19 protein-coding genes are annotated in these 23259 nt (G+C 63.0%); all 19 read right to left on the reverse strand.

Translation table 11 applies throughout. From position 1 onward, the window contains the following. Positions 1 to 319: 319 nt before the first annotated feature. Entirely contained in the window at positions 320 to 1351 is a 1032-nt protein-coding gene (locus U4012_RS17320) for a hypothetical protein (protein ID WP_321800252.1), read from the reverse strand. A gap of 62 nt (positions 1352 to 1413) precedes the next feature. Then, on the reverse strand, positions 1414 to 2886 hold the full coding sequence (zwf, locus tag U4012_RS17325; protein ID WP_321800253.1) for a glucose-6-phosphate dehydrogenase: 1473 nt from the start codon (positions 2884 to 2886) through the stop codon (positions 1414 to 1416). Next, the gene (locus U4012_RS17330) at positions 2883 to 3818 is read right to left on the reverse strand and encodes a carbohydrate kinase (RefSeq protein ID WP_321800256.1); all 936 of its coding nucleotides are present in this window, start codon (positions 3816 to 3818) and stop codon (positions 2883 to 2885) included. The genes zwf and U4012_RS17330 overlap by 4 nt, the downstream gene beginning before the upstream one ends. A gap of 13 nt (positions 3819 to 3831) precedes the next feature. Continuing rightward, positions 3832 to 5430 carry a glucose-6-phosphate isomerase gene (pgi, locus tag U4012_RS17335; protein ID WP_321800258.1) on the reverse strand — a complete coding sequence of 533 codons (1599 nt, stop codon included), beginning with the start codon at positions 5428 to 5430 and terminating at the stop codon, positions 3832 to 3834. A gap of 33 nt (positions 5431 to 5463) precedes the next feature. Next, on the reverse strand, positions 5464 to 6411 hold the full coding sequence (locus U4012_RS17340) for an ABC transporter substrate-binding protein (protein ID WP_321800260.1): 948 nt from the start codon (positions 6409 to 6411) through the stop codon (positions 5464 to 5466). Between the two features lie 97 nt (positions 6412 to 6508). Further along, a complete protein-coding gene (locus U4012_RS17345) occupies positions 6509 to 7528 on the reverse strand; it encodes an ABC transporter permease subunit (RefSeq protein WP_321800262.1) in 1020 nt (339 codons plus the stop codon). Positions 7529 to 7577: 49 nt separating this feature from the next. Then, positions 7578 to 9119 (reverse strand): sugar ABC transporter ATP-binding protein, encoded by a 1542-nt coding sequence (locus tag U4012_RS17350; RefSeq protein WP_321800264.1) that lies wholly within the window; start codon positions 9117 to 9119, stop codon positions 7578 to 7580. Then, the gene (locus tag U4012_RS17355) at positions 9106 to 10353 is read right to left on the reverse strand and encodes an ROK family protein (RefSeq protein ID WP_321800521.1); all 1248 of its coding nucleotides are present in this window, start codon (positions 10351 to 10353) and stop codon (positions 9106 to 9108) included. Before U4012_RS17355 ends, U4012_RS17350 begins: the two co-directional genes overlap by 14 nt. 200 nt (positions 10354 to 10553) lie before the next feature. Beyond that, entirely contained in the window at positions 10554 to 11969 is a 1416-nt protein-coding gene (locus U4012_RS17360; protein WP_321800266.1) for a glycosyltransferase family 2 protein, read from the reverse strand. Then, positions 11966 to 13012 (reverse strand): HEAT repeat domain-containing protein, encoded by a 1047-nt coding sequence (locus U4012_RS17365; RefSeq protein WP_321800268.1) that lies wholly within the window; start codon positions 13010 to 13012, stop codon positions 11966 to 11968. The genes U4012_RS17360 and U4012_RS17365 overlap by 4 nt, the downstream gene beginning before the upstream one ends. Before the next feature lie 12 nt (positions 13013 to 13024). Next, on the reverse strand, positions 13025 to 14374 hold the full coding sequence (locus U4012_RS17370) for a YaiO family outer membrane beta-barrel protein (RefSeq protein ID WP_321800269.1): 1350 nt from the start codon (positions 14372 to 14374) through the stop codon (positions 13025 to 13027). Further along, a complete protein-coding gene (locus U4012_RS17375) occupies positions 14374 to 14760 on the reverse strand; it encodes a response regulator transcription factor (protein WP_321800271.1) in 387 nt (128 codons plus the stop codon). Before U4012_RS17375 ends, U4012_RS17370 begins: the two co-directional genes overlap by 1 nt. A gap of 87 nt (positions 14761 to 14847) precedes the next feature. After that, complete coding sequence (locus tag U4012_RS17380) at positions 14848 to 16200, reverse strand: hypothetical protein (RefSeq protein WP_321800273.1); 1353 nt, start codon at positions 16198 to 16200, stop codon at positions 14848 to 14850. Positions 16201 to 16837: 637 nt separating this feature from the next. Beyond that, a complete protein-coding gene (locus U4012_RS17385) occupies positions 16838 to 17947 on the reverse strand; it encodes an ImpA family type VI secretion system protein (protein ID WP_321800275.1) in 1110 nt (369 codons plus the stop codon). Positions 17948 to 17949: 2 nt separating this feature from the next. Beyond that, positions 17950 to 19017, reverse strand: coding sequence for a type VI secretion system baseplate subunit TssG (tssG, locus tag U4012_RS17390; protein ID WP_321800277.1), 1068 nt, complete (start codon positions 19015 to 19017; stop codon positions 17950 to 17952). Further along, positions 19017 to 20906, reverse strand: a complete 1890-nt coding sequence (gene tssF, locus U4012_RS17395; protein ID WP_321800279.1) for a type VI secretion system baseplate subunit TssF — start codon at positions 20904 to 20906, stop codon at positions 19017 to 19019. Before tssF ends, tssG begins: the two co-directional genes overlap by 1 nt. 37 nt (positions 20907 to 20943) lie before the next feature. Then, the gene (gene tssE / locus U4012_RS17400) at positions 20944 to 21501 is read right to left on the reverse strand and encodes a type VI secretion system baseplate subunit TssE (protein ID WP_321800281.1); all 558 of its coding nucleotides are present in this window, start codon (positions 21499 to 21501) and stop codon (positions 20944 to 20946) included. Further along, positions 21494 to 22372, reverse strand: a complete 879-nt coding sequence (locus U4012_RS17405) for a type VI secretion system accessory protein TagJ (protein ID WP_321800283.1) — start codon at positions 22370 to 22372, stop codon at positions 21494 to 21496. The genes tssE and U4012_RS17405 overlap by 8 nt, the downstream gene beginning before the upstream one ends. Then, positions 22369 to 23043: a TagK domain-containing protein gene (locus tag U4012_RS17410; protein ID WP_321800285.1), complete on the reverse strand. Its 675-nt coding sequence runs from the start codon at positions 23041 to 23043 to the stop codon at positions 22369 to 22371. Before U4012_RS17410 ends, U4012_RS17405 begins: the two co-directional genes overlap by 4 nt. Positions 23044 to 23259 lie beyond the last annotated feature (216 nt).

The following is a 23259-nucleotide window of genomic DNA, read 5'->3' on the forward strand; positions in this document are numbered from 1 at the left end:
ACCTGTCAAGAAATAAAACGCGTTACTGCGGCACAACAAGTCCGGCGCGTATCACCACCGGACAAATTAAGGATAACGAAAGTAATGGTCGTAAGAATCCTATTTGGAGGAACGAGGACCAGTGGTGGTGCAGCCGGCTATGAGGCGCCCGGCAGGTAATCCGGGCGAGGTCTCCTTGATTGATGTATGGGCACCGAAACTACAGAAAAATCACGTAGTAGAGCTGTGCGATACGAAAGCAAAAAGTGCGGCAAAAAGTCTGCTGCGATGAATTAATTGTCGAGAAACAGGGCGAAAACGGTTCAAGGCGTGAATACGTCTAACCTGCGGCGAGTACCTCGAATCGGTAAGAAATATCGATTGGTGCGTCCGGGTTCAAGGTGAGTACCGTTTGAACGCCTCGAGAATTGATCGGATTTCGCGCGAGCGATGCCGCGCGGCCAAGCTCGAACGCACTCGCAACAGGCTCGATGCCGACGCACAAGTTGCGGCTGTTCCACGGCGCGTAGGCGCGCCCGCGGTTGCTGATCCACAACAGCAGCGACGGCAATGCATCAGCGTCCCATGTCAGCCGGTAGCGGGTATGGCTGGCGGAGTCGGTCACTGTGACCGTACCGTCGATTCCGCAGAGTTGGAGGATTTCCTCGGTGGCATGCGCGAACGGCAATCGGTCAAAGGCGCCGAAGCCGCCAGCGGCAAGCGGCACGTGCTCGAGGGTCTCGAATGTCGCACCAGCGAGCGCGCGAGATACGCCGGGTTCCGGCCCGGCCGGGTGTACCGCGCCGAAACGGTAGGCGCCGGGTTCGATTTGTAATGCGCCGGCGAGCGTCGGCAAAGCGAGATTGGGGTGGAGACCGACGGGGTATCGAGCCAACCTGCGGGCTTCGATCCGAAGCGTGAAGTCGAGCGCCGCGCGAGCTGGATCGGCGCGCACGATGCGGGTGAGCCGTGCAATCGAGGATGTTTCGGGATAGTCGATCCCGATTTCGATTTCGTGTGCGGTCTGTCGAACGAGCGACCATGGACCGATGCATCCATAGCCGTGCTGCAGGTCATCGCTCGCATCGAGCCCGGCATCATTCGGTGCGGTCGGTGTCGCGGCAGTATCGCGCCAGTCGACAGGCAGTCGATTCGGTTCGACCGGGACACCGAATGGCACGCACGGGAACTCGCTCCGCATGATGCCCAGTAGGCCGGGAGGTTGTGGCTCCGCCTGATCGATCCAGGGCGCTTCATAGAATGGCCGGATCGTTCGGGTCCCGAATTGAAATGCAACGCCGCCGAGCATACCCCCGGTTGCATGGAGATTGAACGCGCCATGCGTCCATTTGAGATTCCAAACTGTATCCATTGATTCGACGGGTATGATCCGATAGGTATGATTCTTCGATTGCGAGCAGCGTGGACGCGGGATCAGTTCTCTTCCTCGCTCCAGCAGGTACCGTGTCGTGCCAGCAACGCGCTGGCTTGAGCGGGTCCCCAGTTCCCCGCGGAATACGGTCTGGGCGTCGGCTGCAACTCGAGAATCGGCGCGACCCAACGCCATGCGGCTTCCTGCTCGTCGCGGCGCACGAATAGCGCGAGTCGGCCGGCGATCACATCAAGCAACAGGCGCTGGTATGCCTCCATCCGGTCTTGCTGAAAGAACCGGTCGAACGCAAGGTCGAGGTGGACGCCTTGCAGGTCCATGCCGAGTCCCGGCCGCTTGGCGAGTGTGCTCAGGCGGATCGATTCGTCCGGCTGCAGTTGGATCGTCAATCGGTTCGCGCCTGCTTGTGGCGCGGTGGGGCCGAGCGTCGAATGGGGCGGTCGCTTGAACGTGACGACGATCTCGGCCACGCGTTGCGCCAGCCGCTTGCCGGTACGGAGGAAAAAGGGTACGCCGGCCCAGCGCCAGTTTTCGACTTCCACTTTCAGCGCGATGAACGTCTCGGTCGTACTGCTGCTCGGAATACCGGATTCGTCGACGTAGCCCGGCACCGCCTGCCCGCGAATCGCGCCTGCACGATACTGTCCGCGGACAACGCCGTGACGCAGCGCCTCTTCCGAGAGCGGCTTGAGCGCGCGCAGTACGCGCAGCTTCTCGTCGCGCACCGCGTTGGCTTCCATCGATCGGGGCGGTTCCATCGCGACGATCGCCAGAAGTTGCAGCAGATGGTTCTGCACCATGTCGCGCAGCGCGCCTGTCTGGTCGTAGAATGCGCCGCGTCCACCGACGCCGAGTTCCTCGGCAACCGTGATCTGGATGTTGTCGATCCATTCGCGACGCCACAGGGGCTCGAACATTACGTTGCCGAACCGCAGCGCGAACAGGTTCTGCACGGCTTCCTTGCCGAGGTAATGATCGATTCGGTAGATTTGCTCTTCTGAGAAGATCTGGCCGACCGCATCGTTGATGGCTGTCGAGGACGCGAGATCGTAGCCCAGCGGCTTTTCGAGCACGATGCGCGATGTCGCCGGGGCGAGCCCTGCCTGATCGAGCGCGCGGCAAATCGGCACAAACAGCGACGGTCCCGTCGCCAGATAGAAAATCTGGCGTGCGGACTTCGGTGAGAGCACGTCTGCCAAGCGCGCAAACGCGCCGGGCTGGCTTGCGTCGAGTGCCACGTACGAGAGCCGGCCGCAGAAGCCTCGCCATGCGTTTGCATCGAACCGGGCTTGCGTCAGGTGCGGCCGCACGGACTCTTCGACCCAGTTCAGGTAGCCGGCGGTGTCGAGGGTGTTTTGGGCAACTGCGACGATGCGTCCTTCCGGAGCGAGCAGGCCATCGCGATGCGCGGAGTAGAGTGCCGGCAGAATCTTGCGCATCGCAAGATCGCCGGTGCCGCCGAACAGCACGAATTCGAACGGATCCTCGGTGCTCGAGGAAAGGGTACGCGTAATCATCGAGCGGCATCCGTGGGTGCGTGTGCCGAGTCAATCAGTGCCTGCACTTCGGCCGCTGTCGGTGCATATGCGCCGGCACGCGAGGCAACCAGGGACGCGCAGGCGGCCGCGAACCGCAAATGGTCGGCCGCGGATGCTTCCGGGTTCATCAGCAGGCTCGCCATCCAGCTGCCGACGCAGGCGTCGCCGCAACCGACGGTGTCGGCGACCGTGACCTTGAAGCCGGGCTGTACCACCGTTTCATTGCCGCTGAACAGCTCCATACCGGCCGCGCCACGTGTAACGAGTATCGCGGCCTGCGGAGCCCATGCGCGGACTTGCGCGAGCGCAGCCGTCTCGTCGAACTCGGGGAACAGACCAACGAGGTCCTCGTCGGACACCTTGATGTAGTCCGCGAGGCCGATCATCGTGCGCAAGGTGCCACGGTACGACGGATCAGCCATCGGCGCACGGAAGTTTGGATCGAACGAAATTCGCTTGCCGGCGGCACGCGCGGCGAGCGCGATTTCGATCAGGTGCGAGGCGAGGGGTTCGCGCACCAGCCCGAGACAGCCGAAATGAACGATCTCGACAGCGCCAAGCCAGCCAGGAGGCAACGCGGTCGGATCGAACGCGAGATCGGCGCTGTTCTCTCCGATGAAGAAATATTGCGGCGGCTGCGTCGAGACGACCATCGCCAGAAGCGGCGGGCAGTCGACCTGCTGCGTGAAGCGCATATCGAGGCCGGCTTCGGCGCTCTTTTGCATGAGCTCGTCGCCGAATATGTCCGAGCTTACCGCACCGGCGAAGCCGGTCGGTGCGCCCAGGCGCGCGCCGACGCGAGCGACGTTCCAGCATGCGCCGCCGGCAACGCTGTGCCAGCGGCTCGTGTCGTCTCGAATGAAGTCGGTCAGTGCTTCGCCGAAGATGACCAGTCGCGGGAGCTTCATCATGGGATCCGGAATGTCAGGCGGTGGCGGCGCGTTGCGCCTTGAATCGATTGATCAATTGGTTCGTGGAACCGTCGTGCGCGTGAACCGGCCCGGGGGCACGCAACTCGTCCTCAATCGCGACCGCGAGCTTCTTGCCGAGCTCGACACCCCACTGGTCGAACGAGTTGATCCGCCATACCGTGCCTTGCACGAATACCTTGTGCTCGTACAGCGCGATCAGCGCGCCGAGGGACCTCGGATCGAGTTTTTCGAGGCAGATCGTGTTCGTAGGGCGGTTGCCTTCGAAATTACGGTGCGGCTCGGCGGTCGAGTGCGAGCCGTTCATCAAGGCCTCTGACTGCGCGAAGCAGTTTGCGACGAGGACGGCGTGATGGTTGTCGAACGCGTGATGTGGCCGCATGCACACGATAAAGTCGGTGGGAATGATCGCGCTGCCTTGATGCAGGAGCTGGAAAAACGCGTGTTGCCCGTTCGTGCCGGGCTCGCCCCAGATGACCGGGCCGGTTGCATAGTCGACGCACTTGCCGTCGAGCGTCACGGACTTGCCGTTGCTCTCCATGTCGAGTTGTTGCAGATACGCTGGCAACCGGTGCAGATAATTGTCGTAGGGTGCAATCAGGTGACTCGTCGCGCCGAGGAAATTCTGCTGCCAGATGCCGATCATGGCGAGCAGCACGGGCAGGTTGCCTGCAAGCGGGGCGTGCGCGAAGTGACGATCCATCGCGTGCGCGCCTTCGAGTAGTTGCTCGAACGCGTCCATGCCGGCCATGATCGCAACGGGCAAGCCAATGGCGGACCACAACGAGTAGCGCCCGCCCACCCAGTCCCAGAACTCGAACATGTTGCTCGTATCGATGCCGAATTCCGCAACGGCGGCGGCATTCGTCGAAACGGCGACGAAGTGCCGCGCGATCGCCGAGGCCGGCGCACCGCTTTCGAGGAGCCACGTCCGCGCGGTGTGGGCGTTCATGAGCGTTTCGCGCGTCGTGAAGGTTTTCGAGGAGACGATGAACAGCGTCGTCTCCGGATCGGCACGTTTGAGCACTTCGACAATGTCCGCTGCGTCCACATTCGAGACGAAATGCATGTTCAAACGTTCGTGCGCATAGGGCTTCAATGCTTCGCACACCATCTTGGGCCCCAGGTCCGAGCCGCCAATGCCGATGTTGACCACGTCGGTGATCTGCTTGCCCGTGTGGCCACGCCACGACCCCGTGCGCACAGCGTCCGAGAAACGCCTCATCCCGGCCTGCACGGCCTTTACCTGTTGTGACACGTCGACGCCATCGACGATATGCGGGATACCGGACCGTTCGCGCAGCGCAACGTGCAGCACTGCACGATTTTCCGTGCGATTGATCCTCTCGCCACCGAACATCGCGTCGCGATGCGCATCGACGCCTGCCTCGTGAGCAAGCGCGACGAGCAGAGCAACGGTTTCCTCGTCGATCGGGTTCTTCGAGTAGTCGACAAAGAGCCCGGCTGCCTCGATGCAGAAGCGTGATGCCCGATCCGGGTCGTTGTCGAACAGCGCACGTATCGCCACGCCGGACAGGGCGTCGCGATGTCCGGCGAGCGCGTGCCACGCGCGCGTCTGGGTCAATGAGGTCATGGTCGTGTCAGGTCTGGGATGCGTCCGGAATGATTAGTGCGAACTCCAACCCTTGTAGCTATTCACGTTCTCTCGCGTAACGAGCATGGGGTCGAGCAGAATCATTGGATTCGCTGGCTTCTTGCCGTTCATGATCCCGTAGCCGATGGTCACGGCTTTCTTCGCCATTGCGAAGGGATCCTGGCTCGCGGAAGCTTGAACCAGGGTATTCGACTTCAGCGCTACCTCGATGTCCGGCGCGCCGTCGACCGACGTGATCACGATCCCGCTACGATTGAACTGCTTGGCCGCCAGATCGCTGCCGATCGCTTGCGGATCGTTGATGGTGAATACCCCGTCGAGTTTCGGGAAGCGCGTCAGATAGCCCTGCATCGCGCCCATGCCGCCTTCTCGCGAACCTTTCCCGTCCTGATCGGCGGACAGGACCTTGATACCGGAGTTCTTCGCCAGGACGGTCTTGCAGCCGTTCACGCGGTCGATCACGGCCGATACCTGCGGGCCGTTTTCGATCACGACGTTGCCCTTGTTGCCGAGCTTCTTGGCGAGATATTCGCACGAGATCGCACCGGCTTTCACGTTGTCGGTCTGCACGGTTGCGTCGGCGCCTGCCGCAGCGACGTCGACTGCAATCACCGGAATTCCAGCCGCCTGCGCCTTTTTCACTGCGGGTTCGATCGCCTTCGGGTCCGCCGCGTTGAGCAGGATCAGGTCAACGTGTGCGGAGATGAAGTTGTCGATTTGCGTGAACTGCTTGTTCAGATCGTAGTCGGCGGAGACCGAAGTGACCTTCGCATTCGGGTTGAGTGCCTTCGCTTCTGCCTCGGCACCCTTGACGATGGTGACGAAGTACGGGTTGCCGAGCGAGCCGACCGTGATGCCGATCGACTTCAGCGGCTTGTCTGCCGCATGGGACACGCATGCCGCGAAGGCCAGGGTGCAGGCGACGCTGGTCTTGAGCAGTTTGCTTTTGATCTGAAACATGTGATGTTGTCTCCATTGGGTCCGGGAAAGAAGGCTGCACGTGGACCCGGCGTGCACGCCGTTTTAAGTTATCCGGATCGATTCGCCGGTTTGCTGTTCAGGTGCGGGCGCCGCTTTGGCGATAGCGATCGAGTGCCACCGCGCCGATGATCACGAGACCCTTGATGATGTATTGCCAGATATCGGATACGCCGAGCAGCACCAGGCCGTTGGTCAACACCGCGATGATCAGTGCGCCGATCAGTGTGCCGACGATCGAGCCGACGCCGCCGACGAAGCTTGTGCCGCCGAGAATCACCGCGGCGATTGCGTCGAGTTCGTACGATTGGCCGAGTTGCAGACCGTTGGCTGCGTAGAGGCGCGCGGCGGACATGAGTGCGCCGAGGCCCGCGAGCAAGCCCGATGCGGCGTAGACGAACAGCTCGATCTTGCGCACGTTGATGCCGGACAGGCGTGCGGCTTCCGGGTTGCCGCCGACTGAATAGATGCGCATGCCAAGCACGGTGCGGCGCAGGATGAACCACGACGTAGCGACGACGACGAGCGCGATGATCACGAGCCAGGGCACGCCGAGGATCGACCCGTTGCCGATAAACGCAAACTGCAGTTGCGGATTGAAGATTGTCGTGTCGTTGCCGATCAGCCGCGCGATGCCGCGCACGGCGGTCAGCGCACCCAACGTGACAATGAAGGGCGGCAGACGCAGGAATGCGATCAGCGTGCCGTTGACGAGGCCGAATCCGAGGCCGATCGCGAGTGCGGCGGGAATGCCGAGCCAGCCGAGGCCTGGAATGGTCGACGCAAGCAGTGCGCCTACTGCCGCGGCGGCAAGTACCGAGCCGACCGACAGGTCGATGCCCCCCGTCAGGATCACGAAAGTCATGCCGGCGGCGAGCACGATGTTGATCGATGCCTGCTGCGTGACGATCGAGAGATTTTGCAGCGTGGCGAAGCCGTCGGTCATGAAACCGAAGCCGATGCACAGCAGCACGAGCACGGGGAGCATGCCGGCGGTGCGCATCAGGGACTGCATGTTGGCGCGGCGGGAGGCGCGGCTCGCGCGATCGCCGCCGGCAGGATTGGCGTGCGCGGACGCTCGCGTTTGAGTCTCGTTCATGTTGGTTTCCTGTATCGGGGAGATGGGGCGGCTCGGCAATGCCATTTCGCTAAGCCGTCTGCGTCTGGGGACCGGTGGCGAGCGCGATGATCGCTTCCTGGGAAATCGATTCGCCGTGGCCGCCGAGTTCGCCGGCGATCTCGCCTTCGCGCATCACGAGCACGCGGTCGGTGACGCCGATGATTTCCGGCAGTTCGCTCGAGATCACGATCACGCCCACGCCGGCACGGGCCAGTTCGTTGATGATCCGGTAGATCTCGGATTTCGCGCCGATGTCGACGCCGCGCGTCGGTTCGTCGAGGATCAGCACGCGCGGCTTCGTCTCGAGCAGGCGCGACAGCAGCACTTTCTGCTGGTTGCCGCCCGACAGCGCACCGACGTTGACGTTCGCATGCGGGACGCGGATCGACAGCGATGCGATCGCGTCGCGCGCGCGTTCGGCGCCGCGGGCGAGGTCGAGCGCGCCGAGCCGCGCATCGCGGTTGCACACCGAGATGTTGATGTTGTCGCGCACGCTCATGTCGAGGAACAGGCCCTGGCGCTTGCGGTCTTCCGTCAGGTAGACGAGGCCCGCGTCGATCGCGTCGCGCGGCGAGTGCGCGCCGAACGTGCGCTCGCCCAGCTTCACGTCGCCGCGCACGCGCGGCTCGGCCCCGAAGATCAGCCGCGCGAGCTCGGTGCGGCCGGCGCCGACGAGCCCTGCGATGCCGAGCACTTCGCCGGCATGCAGGTCGAGGCTGCAGCCGCGCACGCGCGCGCCGTCGGCGATGTCGCGGACCGACAGCAGCAGGTGGCCGGGGTCGTACGGCGCGTGTTCCTTCTTGTAGAAACCGGAGATGTCGCGGCCGACCATCATCGCGACGAGGCGCTCGGCCGACAGCGCCGCGCGCTCCAGCGTGCCGACGTACGCGCCGTCGCGCAGCACCGACACGCGATCGGACAGCTCGTAGATCTCCGCCATCCGGTGGCTGATGTAGATGGTCGCGAGGCCTTCCTCGCGCAACTGGCGGATCAGGCCGAACAGGTGCTCGGTCTCGCGCGACGACAGCGGCGTCGTCGGTTCGTCCATCACGAGGATGCGTGCGCGGGTGTGCACGGCGCGTGCGATCTCGACCAGCTGCTGTTCGGCGATCGACAGCGTGCCGACCGGCGTGTCGGGCCCGAACGGGGCGCCGAGGCGCGTGAGCACGTCCTGGCAGCCGCGCGCCATTGCCGCGCGGTCGATGGTGCCCCAGCGCCGGTTGCCGCGCCGCAGTTCGCGGCCGACGTAGATGTTTTCCGCGACGGTCAGGTTCGGCGCGAGGCACAGCTCCTGGTAGATCACCGCGACGCCCGCATCGCGCGCGGCGAGCGGGCCGTCGATGTCGATGCGCTCGCCGTCGATCAGGATTTCGCCGCCGGCGTCGGCGCGGTACGCACCCGACAGGATCTTCATCAGCGTCGACTTGCCCGCGCCGTTCTCGCCCATCAGCGAGTGGATCTCGCCCGGATAGACGGTCAGGCTGACGTTGTCGAGCGCGCGCACGGCCGGGAACGTCTTGCTGATCCGGCGCATCTCGAGCAACGGGCGTGACGGCTCAGAACGAGACATAAGCAATCTCCTGCGTATCCAGGCCCGCACCTCTCAGGATGCCGGCGCGCGGTGAGAAATTGAAGAACATCGGCAGCGTCGCGGCGCCGATCGCGCCGGCGTCGGGCCCGAACGAGCCGCGCATGAGTTCCGGGGCGCTGCGTGCTTCCGGCGTGATGTCGGCGAGCGCGACGCGCAGGCGTTGCATGAGCGTATCGAGCAAGCCCGCATCGATGTCCGAATCGAGCACGACAACCGGCAGGTCGAGTACCGGCAGGGCAGCGCGCAGGGCGAACGCCAGCGCGTCGACGCAGTCGTCGATCCATTCATTGACGGCCGGCACGTCGCGTGAGATGCAGTCCTCGAGATCCGCGCGGCTGTCAACAGTCTCGCCGCGATAGCGCAGATGCCGGATCAGGGCACTCAACGACGCGCGCGTCAGGAGAATGTCCCAGGCGCCGTGCGGTACTGGGGCGGAGTACAGGCGACTCGGTTGCACGGGCATCACGGCGAAATCGCCGGCGTTGCCCGTACGGCCGTGCAGGCAGTCTCCGTCGATCGCAATTCCGCCGCCGATTACCGGCCCGAGGAACAGATAGACGAAATTGTCGCGCTGACGGCCGCAACCGTAAAACAATTCGGCGATTGCGGCGGCGTTGCCGTCGTTCTCGCTGAATACGGGCAGCGAAAGCACTTGAGCGAGTTCGCTGGCAAGGTCAACCTCGGCCCAGGCACGGAACGCTTCGGCCGGCAGGCCGAGCTCGCGTAGCCAGCTACCGAGGTTAAAGGGTTGCGCGACGCCGACGCCCGTCAGGCGCTCGCGGTCTTGTGCGGGCAGCAACTGCTGCATCTCTTCGATGTCGCGACGGACCAGTTCAAGCACGGCAGCGGGCGGCGGGAGAAGGGTGTCGTGCGAGCGGCGGGCCAATACGTCGCCTGCGAAGTTGACCAACGCCGTTTCGATGCGCATACGGTCCAGGCGCACGCCGATGCCGAATGCACCGCGCGGATCGAGGCGAACCAGCGAGGCCGGCTGGCCGCGCTGGCCTTCGGTGCGGCCAGCGAATTCGATCAGCTTCGCGTCGGCCAGCGACGCGATGATGCTGCCGACCGCCGTGCCGGTCAGGTTCGCGTGGCGGGCAAGGTCCGCTTTGGACGCGCTGCCGACACGTCGCAGCGTCTTGAGCACCAACCGCTCGTTGTAGCGGCGGACGTTGGCCGAATTGCTGCCTTGGCCGATGTGCGGACTCCTCATGGGGATTTTTCGCTCGAGCATTAAATAAATCACGTTGATTTATTTAAGCATGCGGTTTCGGGGATGTCAGCTAGGTAAACCCCGGAATTGGTGCGCCAACGCCCGCTGCAGGCATTCGATCGTTTCCAGCGAGCGGGGCGGATGTCGTGACACGGTCGACGCCGTCGGCCGACCGATGTGCTCATCGACAGGTCGGTCGCTTAGCGGGCGCTGAACCCGACTCGTGTCATTTCCCCCCATGACTTGTCCTTGCGCAGGAATTGCCACCAACCGAGCACGCGCCAGTAGGTGTTCAACTGGCGGTAGCCGAAATTCTCGACTACCGCGACCAGTGCCAAGCGCAGCAAGTCGCTGAAACGCGGAAAAGAGTGCGTCACCATCTCCGACAGAACGAGGGACGACACACTGAGAAACAGGCCGAACAGTAAGACGAGCGAAAGGAACGCGTTGAAGTACTCGACGCTGAGCCAGCCGAGCATCCAGAACACAGGCAATAGCACATAGCCCGAAAGCTCGGCAACCGGTCCGACGATATCGGCGATCAGGATATGCCCCATGCCTAGCCAACCAATACGGCCGTATCGGGATCGGAAGAGCATGTCGCGCTGCTTGAAGAACACTTCGAGCGCACCACGCTGCCAACGGCATCGTTGCCCCTTCAGCGTGCGCAGTGATTCAGGGGCCTCTGTCCAGCAGATCGGATCCGACAGAAACACGATGTCGTAGGGGCGGCGCTGCTCGCGTAGATGCCGATGCATCTTGATCACCATATCAAGGTCCTCGCCGATCGTATCGGTTCCGAAGCCGCCGACTTGCATGACTACGTCCCGCCGGAACAGGCCGAAGGCGCCTGAAATCAGCATCAGAGCGCCCACGCCGCTCCATGCGACACGCGCCATCAGGAACGCTCGCAGGTATTCGATGGTCTGCACGAGCGGCAGGAAATGTCGCGACGCGCGGATATCGACGACCCGCCCACTCTGAACGCGGCACCCATTCACCACGCGGACCACGCCGCCGACCGCGACGGTGCGTTGCGGGTGCTCGACGAACGGTCGGACGATACGCAATAGCGCGTCCGGCTCGAGCAGTGAGTCCGCGTCGATCGCGCAGAACAACGGCGAGCGCGCCAGTGTGATCCCCGCATTCATTGCGTCGGCCTTGCCGCCGTTTTCCTTGTCGACGACGAGCAGATTGGGATGAACGTGCGACGCGTAGATGGCGCGAATCGGCTGGTGTGGGATGACCTGATCGAACGTGCGATGAGCCGGTGTCAGATCGAAAGCCTCGATCAGGACGTCGAGCGTATTGTCCGTCGAGCCGTCGTTGATGACGATCACCTCGGTGAGCGGATACTCGAGCGCGAACAATGCCTTCACACAATCGACAATGCCCAACGCTTCATTGTAGGCGGGCGCCAGTAATGCGATTGGCGGCGCGCTTGCCCCATAGCGGCGCCAGAGCCGGTTTCCTCCGCTGCTACCGCCCGGACGCATCAGCACGCAAATGGCGGTGGCGATCTGGAACAGATAGAGCCCGTTTTGCACGACGTTGATCGTCAGTATGACGATCACGACGCCTTGCACCATGAACGACAAGATGCCATTCGCGATCACGATCTGATCTCCTTGCGTTCCAGCAACATCACCGCGGCAACGTCCCGTGCAACTGAAGGATCGCGTTGCGCGATCCGCTGCAGTATGCGGTGACCGCGTTCCCCTTCCATGGCGAGCGCCTCGGCTGCACGAAACCGAACCCACCAATTGCCGTCACTCATCAGTGCCTCGACATCGTCGTCAAGCGACTCGACATTGATCTTTCCGACCGCCTCGACGGCCGCGACCCTGACATACCACACGTCATCACGTAGCAGCGTACGCAGGGGCGACGCGGCCAGCGGATGATGCAATCGACCCAGCGCGCGCGCCGCAGCGGCCCGTACGTCGGGTTGTCGCGATCGAGTGGCATCGGCGAAGACGGCGAGGAGCGTGTAGTTACCCGAAACGGCGAGCGCGCGAATGGCTGTTGCGCGAAGCCGCGGCAGCGCCTGGTCATTTGCGGCAAGCGCGATCAAATCTGTCGTCTGGTGGTTTGCCAGATGCTCGAACAATTCCTGGGCCAGCATCGAACCGCTCAATCCGCCCAGCTTGTCGATGACATGTTGCAACGGGACGTGGAGTTCGCGCTGTGCCAGCGCCCACGCGGCAGTCAGACACACCATCGGTTTGCGGTCGTCTAGCGCACGGATCAAGGCGCTGGCCGAGGCTTCGTCGGTGAATAGCGCGAGGGACTCCGCCGCGCGCCGTCGCAAGCCTGACCGCCACCGGCGCCCCAGGTCGTGCATCAGGCGCTTCTCCAGACCCAAACGCGTGGCAAGTTGCATCAGCCGGATATGTTCTTCGCCGCGCACCCGGCCAGCCAGCCTCAGCAGGAGCGACGTCGCAAGTGCCGGCCTGCGCCGGGCGATGCGCTCAAATTGATTCACGCTCGCTTCTGGGATGACGAGCCATTGGATCAGCTCGCGCGACAATCCGGCGGCCAGCATCGCGTTGCGCGCCATCAATCGCGTCCGCGCCGTATGGACGAGTAGCAGCATCCCCAGCATGAGCACCGATATGGCACTGAGTTGCAACGACACCAGTTGGATCCATTTGAGCATCGTGGTCCTGGCTCAGAATTTGACGGTCATTCCAAGCCCGACCACGTCGCGGTTGTACAGCCGCTCCCGCAGTTCCCGCGCCGCCGACACGTTAAGGGCTATCGAGTCGTTGATGTCCAGGACGATTCCGCCATAAATGGCCCGGGTTCTGACGGTGAGGCCTTGGTCCGATTCCGGTGCGTCGGTGAATCCTGCCAACACACGCACGCGCCGCCTCGCTTGCCAATCGGTGCGCAATGCGTAACCGGTCAAATACCGGCCGTGCTCGTCCAGTGTGTTGATCCACTTTGCCGTGATCCACACCTGATCGTCGTCGAGATACTGGATGAGTCCGACGTTGCCGGACCAGACGTGCACGGCTGCGTAGCGAGCGTATCGTCCATCGAACGTTGCGTAAGTTGAGCGCTTGCCCGCCTGTGGTGTGAGCCGCCATTGTGCGCCGGTGCCAAGTGCCCATTTCGGCAGAGTGGAGGCGTCGGGTGTGCCGCCGCCGTACACATAGGCGTCCAGTCGCTCGGAATACCGGTGATCAAGCCGTAATTCAGAGTACACGTCGGTCGCGGCGAATCGTCGGCGTAGGTCCGAGCCGATGGCGACCCTATTTTGATCGTCGACCGCATAGGCAAGGCGGACCGAACCTTCCTTCCAGGGCGGCAGACCATTCGAGAGTCTGCTGTATTCACCGCTGATGTCCAGACGGAATCGCTGGTGATCAGGTAGCCCGGCGCGTTGTGATGCTGCTGAATCCGGTGCCAATTCGGCTGCCGTGCGGTATGCCGTACGCGCTTCTTGGTCACGCCATTGCGCGCGCAAGCTGTCGCCAAGGCCGATCAGTGCGGATGCATCGGAGGTGTGCTCTTCGCCAAGCGCACGGTACTCGGTCTCGCTGCCGCGTGCGTCGCCTTTGTCCAAAAGCAGTCTCGCGTGCAATTCGCGGGCGTCGACATCCCGTGGGTTGTTGCGCAGCACGGCGCCGACCTGCGTCTCGGCCGTGCCGATGTCACCGTGCCGCTCGGCGATGCGAGCGAGCGCCAGCCATGCGTCGTCGTATCCGGGCTCGAGCGACAGGACGTGACGAAACAGGGCGGCCGCGTCATCGTCTCGGCCTTTCGCCGACAGCGCGAGACCCTGCTGGAGCAACACATCGGCATTGTCGGGCGAGCCCGACGCCGCACGGGACAGCAGTTCGAGTGCCTCGTCGATCCGACCATCCAGTCGAGCACGCACCCCGGCTTGATACAGACCGGCGATTTCAGCCGGTGAAGTGGCCGGTCGGTCTTGGGCGAGGGCGGTGGGAAAGCCGCCGCAGACGAGCGAAGCCGCGAGTGCACATCGTGCCGCGAAGCGAATTCGATCGTTCATCAGCAGCGATTCCGCGAAGCAATGATGCGCGTGATGCGTGACCGCAATTCCCCAAGCGAGAACGGTTTTCGTAAATAGTCCTGCGCTCCCCACTGAAACGCGTTGACGACATCCGCTTCCAGCTTCCGCCCGGTAATCATGATCACGGGTGTTTGCGCCAGCACGCCGTCCTGATTCATCTTGCGCAGCAGCGCGAAGCCGTCGAGGAGCGGCATCATGACATCGAGCAGCGCCATCGCCGGCCGCTCGTCGTGGATCAGCCTGTACGCTGCTTCGCCGTCGGACGCCGACAGTACCGCGTAACCCCAGGCCGACAGCTTGTGTTCGAGCAACTCCCGCAGGAGGGCATCGTCCTCGGCAATAAGAATTGTTGGTAAATCCGACATTTCCTTCAGCTTCCCTGATCAGAGCTGTGTCTGCCTCGCACACCTGTGGCGGGACTCACCAGCGTGACCTCATGTATTGCGCGGCAATCAACGATCCAGAAGGCCGTGGAATGCGACGCCGGCATAGTTCGGCCACGCGCGCAACGCCGGTTGCAGGCTCGCGGAAACCGCCCACAGACGGTCTGTATCTCCGAGGAAACTCACCTTGGCCGCATCGCTACGCTCCATTCGCTGTTCGACGTACGCCGCACCTTGTTTCAGCGTGGCAGGGTGCTCGAAGTGCATGGCCACGATCCTGTCGTCGGCGGGGAGCAGCCACAGGGTGCCCGCACCGTGCGGCGGCACCGGCGTGTACGTCTGTGTCCACTCGTCCTGCATTGCCCCGTGTTCAAGCGCAACGCTGACGGGGAAACCCAGGGCCGCGCCCCAGGCGAGCAGTGGCGTCGCGGCACGCTGCACCTGCAACGGATCCGTGCGATACGCCATCACGGTCAGCGAATGTGCGGCCCGGGCGATCTGGCTCAGCACCGTGTCGCCGCCGGGCGCCCCTGGCAGCCAGAATGGCACCACGATGTCGAGAGGCGCATCCGCTTCGTGTCCGAGCGTGGCGACTGTCTCGCCCCAAGCGTGCATTACCGCGTTCGGGCTTGGCCGATACGCCGGCAATTGATACGGCTCGATGTCATACTGAATGCCGCCGAGCCGTGTCTGATCAGTCGATGCACGCTGATACCGACCGATCGCCCGCAAGCGCGCAATGGCCAGTTCACTACCGGTGGCGGTAACCATTTCGGGATCGCCTTCAACGGCCCAGACGTCGATGCCGGCTCCGCGTGCGCGCGCAACGAAGTTTCGAAGGGCCGCTGCGTCGACCACGTCGCCGTCAGCGATCGGCAATGCGATGTAGAGGCGCGTGATCTTGTATCGTGCCGCGTCCGCAATCAGTTCATTACCGCCGTCCTGCCATCGGCCGCGTTGCCATACCCACGCGGCCAGTCCACCTTCCACGGCTACCGGGCGGGGCATGACACGTAGGTCAGTCACTTCGATACGGCCACCCTCGGACGGGCATGCGAGCACGATGGTGGCATCCACGCCAACCGTTCCTGCCGGCGCACTGGACAGATCGATGCGACCACTCAATCGACCGTTGTCCGGTGATTGCTGAAGCGGATAAACCGCGCCCGGGTCGTGGCCAACGGCGGCGAGTCCCCACTGGAAGCCGGTGTCGCCTCGCGCGGCCAGCACTACGGCGCCGGCGGCACCGTGCGGCCATGCCGCATGCGATTGCGTCAGCACGATGCCGGCCGGCTGGCGTCCTGGCTGGCAAGAAATCGCGAGTGCATTGCCCGCGCGAATGCGATATACGCTCGTGCGTTCTTCCTGTCCGAATGGACGGAACGTGAGGTCGGACAAAAGGGGAATGTTGATTGGCAGCATGGCGCGATCGGTCCGATTGTCGGGCTCGGCTGCCCCAATTGCCGTCGGCACGAGCCGGCCGTGATCGGTGATCCCCGATACGGCGATACCTGCGTCGGGCACAATTCCCCGGGGAGGCAGCCAGGCGAACCAATGTGGGTTTGTGTCGCTGGGCAAGTTCAGTTCGAAACAGTGCGCCGACGATGCGACCGGTTGTCCCTTTTCATCGAAACAGTGGAGTCGGCTCGACTGTGCCCGCACAGGCACGGACGCAGTTGCCGTCACGGTCGCGACCACCGCAAGCCACGTCAAGATTGAGAACCGCATTGTGCAACCGGTCGTGTGAAATCGATTCGGCGAACGCCGACAGGAAAGATTGACTTTCCCGATAGCACGCCAAGCGGATGCTGTCGAATGGCGTCCGCTCTAACGCAAACCACGCCGGATACCCATAAGTTTCCTGCGCAACCGCTCTGGCTGATCGGCACGATCAATCGCGAAACGCGCCCATCCCGGGCCGACATCTCTTCGCCAAAAGTGCTGACATGTTCACCCACCGCCACGGTTCTTGCACGGTCACTCGATCAAACTTGACAGTATTTAGTGGTTCGCGGCTGCTTTCGAGACTGTCGTGTGCGACCGAGAGACTATCGTCTGATCATACTGGGTCGGCTTGCTCCCATTGGGCAAGGAGATCGGCCGGTATCGCGTTGACCGTTTCCGCGTAGCGCTTTCCGACGAACTGTTCCGCTCGTTTGAGCAGTACGGGAATCGGGCTACTCGGCTCATTGATCTCGAACCATTGACGTGCTGAGCGAATCAAGTCCAGCGCGGCTTTCCTGTCGGCCGGTGTACGGTCGGCGCGCAACGCCACCTCGGGCGGTAAGGATCTTCCGATAGCGTCCAGGGCGGTAATGGTCGGCGAAGATTCCTGGGCCGGGTCGGTATCGTCGAAGCTTCCCTCGTCGACAGTATGGAAGGCGGGCAATGGATCCGCTTCGGATTCGGTCGGACCCGTGCTCATGCGCAAATGCCGAAGCAGGCGGGTCAATGGCGAAAAATCGGGCAGGTGCGACTCAAGGTGTGTGACGCACCACGCGTTGATCGCGGCAAGATTCGCGTCGGCTTCGCCGAAGCCCAGCAGTATCGTCGGCTCGCGGTCCTGCAGGTCCTGCAATTGCTGCGTAACCGACTCCGGCGCGAGTGCATCGGGCGGCCGCGGATACGTGAACGCGCGTTCGACGTCACGCACTTGCAGGCGAGCCAGCGTCGACTTCGCGAGCACGATTTCCCGTACGTCTGCCAGCAACCCGTCAGGATCGGCGAGCGCTTGCAGCGCATTCATCCGCATTTCAAGTGCCGCGTCGGGTTCGCCGTCGCTGTCCGGTTGCGGGTGAACGTGCGCTCCGAAGTGCTGTAGCCATGCAGCCAGCAACCCCGTGCCCTCCGCGAGACCGGCGGCGCCGGCGAGTCGAGCGCGACACCGTGCGAAAAGGACTGCAACGCGGATGTCCTTCGTTCGTATCATGAGCCGTCGACAGTCCCGTTCAAGCTCGCTCCAGTTGACCGGGTCAGGCGCGCCGACGAACGAGCCGTACTGCACATCCTGCTTGGGTGCCGCACTTGCAAACAGGACAACGAAATCGTGGTCGTACTCGAGATCGGGGCCACAGGGCGTCGCGTCGCTTACCGGCGACAGCCAGTCATGGTGCGGTGCGAGCGAGGCCTTGCCGGGCTCGGCCCGCTTGGCTGATTGATTTTTGCTCATCGTCAATTTTTCTGTTTGGTGCTGCGGCGCTCGAGGTAGCGTGCGTAACGCTCGGGTTCGAACCGCATGCCGGTAATTGGTTTGTCAGGACTCGGCTGCCCGAGCCAGCCGGACCAACCCATGCGCTGAGTCCCACCCATCACGGCTGGCGGGGCGCTGTCCGGCCGGATGCGCAACTCGAGTTCCCATTCGAGTTCATAGCCGACAAATGCCCGGACCCATTCGACGAGCCGCGGCAAGTCTTCACCCTGGGGGGTGAAGCGCAGGTACGCGTCGAGATCGACCGGCCCGATGACGATGCGAAATCGATGCTGACGATCCGGTGCGACGCGGCCGAGCATCGCGCCTTGCCCCATGGTCGCGGCGGTTCCCGGTCGCCCCATGCGACCTTGATCGGCCGGATCGATTTCGATCCAGTGAAATACGTTCTCCTCGATCGTGACCGGGACGCCGAAGTAGTGTTCGAGCGTGGCACATAACCCGTCCGGATTTCGCGACTCCCGCACGATGTGCGGCGAGGCGGCAAGACGTGCATGCGAGGGAAGGGGACGATCGCCAATTTCCGCGACGTCCTGGCCGGTGAGGCTCGCGACGTAAAACGAAAACCGTTCGTCGTCCCTGCGATCGAGGCCTGCCGCAGCTTGCGCCGATGCCCATGCGCGGTAGAACAGCGTATAGAACCGGTGATGGAAGATGTCGAGGAAGTCGATCGTGGTCGTGTCGCGCCGGCTATCCTCCCGATCCTTGGCCATTTCGGTGACGTGGATCGGGAGCGGCCCGTTCGGGCCGAGCATGCCGAGCCCGAAGAGTCGCACCTTGAGTCGCCCGCCCGCTTCCAGCGCGCTTGCGACCTCGCGCGGGGCAAAGGCGAGACTTGGCTGCTGTCCGAGGCGGAACGGCTCATCCTGCGGCCGGCGCGCGGCGCCGATCGAATGTGTTGCCGGATTCGCGCCGATGCGACGCAGCAGCGACAGGAATCCGAAGCGCCAGGGCTCGGCCTGCAGTCGTTCGAGCAGTTCTGGCGAGAGCATGCTGTCGCGGACCAGCACGGGCAGGGTGGCGCGCTCCATCAGAGGATCCCGCGGGTGCCGGTGCGTACAGGCCAGCGTGCGATGCGGCCGCGTTGCATCGAATGCAGTTCGGTTTGAGTGAAGCTGTTGATCGACACGTGCCGCGCGAGCCAATGTTCCAGAATCACGCCGAACAGGTAAGGGCTGACACCGGAGAACCCGGCCTCATCGACAGTCAGTGTGCATTCGATACCGCGCCCGAATGTCATGGGTCCGGCTCCGGGCAACTTGCGTGTCACCGGGCGTGTCTTGACGCCGACGAGGCTCTCGACCTGGCGGCCATGGCCGCTTTCGCCATCCGACAGATACAGACGGAGCAAATCACGCAGGCTTTGTCCACCCTCGCGGTGATCGAGATCTTCCAGCGGCAGATAGTTGAAATTGAGCTGGCGAATCAGGCGCCACGCCATTTCGCGTTCGGCATATGGTGGTAACGGCGGACTCGGTGGCCGAATGAGCCCGATGCTCTCGACGGGTGCGGACTGCGACGTCTCGAGATCGCGTACGCCATCGCGCGGAACGAGCGTGGCGAGATCCCGGTTAGTCAGAAGCGCATCGACCGAGAGAAAGCGGATGTTTTCGTTATACGGTGCTTCATTCTGGTCGACCAGCGAGAGGAATACTTCGGTGCCGACATAAGGCGTACGGGTACCGTAACGGCGTGCCGAGTCGGACGCGAGCCGACGTTCACGCCGCGTCGAAAAATAGCGCCCGTGATTGCCTTCGTCGTTGTTCAGCGTCTGATAGAGCGGTCGGAATTCGAGTTCGGCGGATGTCGCCGCGACCTGCCCATATACAGTCTCGACCGAGAAGACCTCATAGTCGAGCGGTGCAAGTCGGGCCGGTACCAGATGAAATTCGGTTTCGCGCGGCGTGATCTCGATACGGTCGGTATGCCGCTTGAAGAGATTGATGACCGGTGTGCAGAACAGCGCGAATCGCGTGGCGTCCACGAGGTTCGCCAACTGGCCGGGCGCCCGGTCGAGCAACACCACGATTTCGACTTCGCGGCTGTTCACGCGGGAGAGGCCTTCCGATAGACCATTGAGCGCGAAGAACCAGAACCGCGCGGGACTCGCGAAATACTCGTGCAGCAGGTTGTGTCCATGGAATTTGGTCCAAGTGAGCGGCAGCAGGTTCTGATCGGCGCGCAAACCCTCGTGTTCGACCGCACCCTGCGTGACGGCCGACGGAGGATGGCCGGGCATGCCAAATTCTCCAGGCGCGGCAATCACCGAAGCAACGCTCGCAGCGTGCAGCAGCTCGAACAAGTGCGAGGCGACCTGTTCGTCTCCGGCGAGATACACGGGAAGCCTGTCGAGTCCCTTCAGATCGGCGATCCGCACGTCCCCTGTCGTCGCGAGTCGCAATCTGAGCGCCCCGCGCACCTGGGTGTCCGGCGCAACGTAACGATCGAGCGCGGGAATATCCGGCGGGATGCCGGTGAGACGCGCTTCGGTAATCGTGAGCGGCCAGAGCGTCACGTCCTGACCGCTCGTAAACTGGCACGCGGTCTTTTCGCCATCCGGTACCCGAGCGGTGAACGAGGTGCCACGCGCGATACGATAGCCTCCTGCGAGATTGCCCTCGGCCCGGCCCGGATAGAGGCGAGCGACTGCGATCGAGGGTGTCGGCGCGACGTAGTTCGGATAGATCACTTCCAGCAGGCGCCCCGTGAAGCGGGGAAACTCGGCATCGAGTTTGATCTGCATGCGCGCCGCCATGAAGCAGAACGAGTCGATGAGGCGTTCGACATACGGATCGGCGACCTCGCCGGCCTGCATGCCGAGCCGGCGCGCGATCTTCGGGTGCGCCTGCGCAAACTCGGTCGCGAGTTCGCGCATGTAAATGAGTTCCTGGTTGTAGTAGTCGAGCAGTCGCGGATCCATCGGTAAGGTCTCGTTGTTGTCGTCGGGCCACGCCTGCTTACGTGCTTCGCACACCGGTAATCTGGATTTCGCTCGTTTCGAGATCCAAGGAACTTTGCACCATGAATTCGAGGGGATACGGATCCATGTGGAGCAGGCCACGCACCTCGAATGCGAGGACGTTGTGATGCTCGCCAGGGGCGATCGCATGGCGGGGCGATACCACCAGCGAATCGGGAATCAGTCGCGGCTCGAAATCCGTAATCGTCTGGCGAATCATCCGTTCGATATCGTTCCACTGCCGCGAGGCGAGGAAGGTGCCGGCAAGCGGCGGTACGCCGAAATTAACGGTCGAGGCAGCCGCGTGCGGATAGCGCTCTCTATCGATCTGGTCCTCGATGCTCGTCGTATTGAGCAGGTATGCCAGATCGCGTTGCACGATATCGCGCATCTGCCGGCGCGTGACGGTGTATTCCGCCGGCGCTTCGACCTGCCGTTGAGGGGCATCGTCACGCAGGCGATCGAGCAGGGTCGGCATCAGGCGTGCATTGGCCCGCCTCGGGGTGCCGGTGGGCAACACGTCGCTGGAAGCATGCCATTTCATGCGCTCAGTCATCGGCGGGTTCTCCGGTTGCGTTACCGTGTTCCGCTACCCATTTTTCTGGTGTGCCGAACGCCGTGTCGGGCGGCCCGAACAAGGCGAAGTCGAACAGGCCGAAGTCACCCTGTTCCGTTGTCCAGGTTTTCTGCCCGAGTGCGATGACGCCGGTACGTCCCGACTCATGCCAAACCGTCTCGCGACCCAGACGCAGTGCATCGGTCGCGGTGTCCGAACCGGGGTAGCGTGCCGGCATGAAACCTCGGACGATGCTGTCATCGTTGAGCGTCAGCACACACGGTGCCCAGACGAGGTCGATCAGATTCGTCGGGCGCGACATCCGCCACGCGGCGAGATCGGAGAACGGCATCCATCGGTAGTGCCCGGCTGTGACGATCTCGCAGACCGGCCCGAAACGGGAGTCGCTGTCCGCGATCCAGCCCGCTACGCCTTGCGGCGTGCGTACTGCGGTAAGGGGTGCAGCATCCAGTGCCTTTTTGCGGGCTTCGTCGGCGAGTTGGCTTTGCCCGTCAGCCGACAGCCGAAGCGCGCCAATCAGTTCTTTGACCCACAGCGCCGGCTCGAGGACAAAGCCCGGGCGCTCCTGCCCGCACATGACTTTCGCTCGCCACCGTTCGGCGCGAATCAGATCGCGAAAAACCTGCGCGGTGTGGGTCTGATCCGGATCGAGTCTCGCCCAGGTCTGCAACTGCTGGATGGCACGCGACCATTCGCCTGTGATGCACAGCAACTGGAACAGTGCCCAGCGGTGGGCCGCTGTTGTCGGTTGCGCGCGTACGCGCGCTTCGACTTGCTCGATCTGCTCGGCGAGCGGCGCATCGCTCAAGCGAGGGGTCTGAGGCAATTCGGAGGCAATTTGCCGGTTCATCCTTCGTCCTTGCGTGAGGGGGCGGACAGCGGGCTGTCCATGGAAAGCGCGTGATGTTCGCGCCGAGTAAGCGACGGTGGCAGGACCGGTGCATGTCGAGTCGATGCTCCGTGAAATTCCGGCGGCGCAAAGAGGCGCAGGATTTCCGGTGTCTGGTTGATGTCGAGGTCCACCATGGTCCCTGGTTCCAGCAACCCAAACACGTCCTCCAGCGAACGTTCGCCGGAAAGAAGCGTCTCGATCGAGCCGGAACGAGTGACGCCATCCACCGATTCCCATTCTTTCCGAGCATCGGTCCCGAACGTATCCGGGGACGGCTCGTCAGGATGCGGGGCCCACGAACCGGTAAGCGACGCATGTGGGTCGGTCAGCGCACGCCAATACTGCGCATGCAGGTCGTCGATCACGTCGTGCGGTCGAGTCGAATTTCCCGGCGCGCGCGGTAGGGATGCGCCACCGTCGTTCTCCGAGTGGCCATGGTGCCCATCGAAGCCGGTACCGCCGATCAATTCGAAGATCGGCGAACAGCCATGTTCGCTGCCAGGTAGCGCCTGACGAGGCGGGTCGTTCGCGCATTCGACGTCCATTGCCTGGATCGACGGACGGTTCGGCACGGGCTCTTTGGCGGACTCTTCGGGTCGATGGCGCCACGGCAGGCGGAGTGAGCGCATGGGAGAGTTTGCGAACGGAAAAGTCGCATTTTAAACACGATCAACAACCGCTCGTCTATCTCCATGAGCACCTCGCCATAAATCAACTTCTATTTTACGATTAATGATCGCGGTTTTAATTGTTAGGCTAAATTGTCAATAAATTGCAAAACTCATCGCAATCAATATCTTGCGGAGGTGGGATTCGTGGAAAATGTATTGGTGTAGGGATTTTCC

The organism is Burkholderia sp. BCC1988, assembly GCF_905339895.1.
In the GTDB taxonomy this organism is placed as follows: domain Bacteria; phylum Pseudomonadota; class Gammaproteobacteria; order Burkholderiales; family Burkholderiaceae; genus Burkholderia.

Coding starts and splice junctions, on each gene's coding strand:
- U4012_RS17320 (WP_321800252.1), bottom strand. CDS start 1,351: ATGGATACAGTTTGGAATCTCAAATGGACGCATGGCGCGTTCAATCTC.
- zwf (WP_321800253.1), bottom strand. CDS start 2,886: ATGATTACGCGTACCCTTTCCTCGAGCACCGAGGATCCGTTCGAATTC.
- U4012_RS17330 (WP_321800256.1), bottom strand. CDS start 3,818: ATGATGAAGCTCCCGCGACTGGTCATCTTCGGCGAAGCACTGACCGAC.
- pgi (WP_321800258.1), bottom strand. CDS start 5,430: ATGACCTCATTGACCCAGACGCGCGCGTGGCACGCGCTCGCCGGACAT.
- U4012_RS17340 (WP_321800260.1), bottom strand. CDS start 6,411: ATGTTTCAGATCAAAAGCAAACTGCTCAAGACCAGCGTCGCCTGCACC.
- U4012_RS17345 (WP_321800262.1), bottom strand. CDS start 7,528: ATGAACGAGACTCAAACGCGAGCGTCCGCGCACGCCAATCCTGCCGGC.
- U4012_RS17350 (WP_321800264.1), bottom strand. CDS start 9,119: ATGTCTCGTTCTGAGCCGTCACGCCCGTTGCTCGAGATGCGCCGGATC.
- U4012_RS17355 (WP_321800521.1), bottom strand. CDS start 10,353: ATGAGGAGTCCGCACATCGGCCAAGGCAGCAATTCGGCCAACGTCCGC.
- U4012_RS17365 (WP_321800268.1), bottom strand. CDS start 13,012: ATGCTCAAATGGATCCAACTGGTGTCGTTGCAACTCAGTGCCATATCG.
- U4012_RS17370 (WP_321800269.1), bottom strand. CDS start 14,374: ATGAACGATCGAATTCGCTTCGCGGCACGATGTGCACTCGCGGCTTCG.
- U4012_RS17375 (WP_321800271.1), bottom strand. CDS start 14,760: ATGTCGGATTTACCAACAATTCTTATTGCCGAGGACGATGCCCTCCTG.
- U4012_RS17380 (WP_321800273.1), bottom strand. CDS start 16,200: ATGCTGCCAATCAACATTCCCCTTTTGTCCGACCTCACGTTCCGTCCA.
- U4012_RS17385 (WP_321800275.1), bottom strand. CDS start 17,947: ATGAGCAAAAATCAATCAGCCAAGCGGGCCGAGCCCGGCAAGGCCTCG.
- tssG (WP_321800277.1), bottom strand. CDS start 19,017: ATGGAGCGCGCCACCCTGCCCGTGCTGGTCCGCGACAGCATGCTCTCG.
- tssF (WP_321800279.1), bottom strand. CDS start 20,906: ATGGATCCGCGACTGCTCGACTACTACAACCAGGAACTCATTTACATG.
- tssE (WP_321800281.1), bottom strand. CDS start 21,501: ATGACTGAGCGCATGAAATGGCATGCTTCCAGCGACGTGTTGCCCACC.
- U4012_RS17405 (WP_321800283.1), bottom strand. CDS start 22,372: ATGAACCGGCAAATTGCCTCCGAATTGCCTCAGACCCCTCGCTTGAGC.
- U4012_RS17410 (WP_321800285.1), bottom strand. CDS start 23,043: ATGCGCTCACTCCGCCTGCCGTGGCGCCATCGACCCGAAGAGTCCGCC.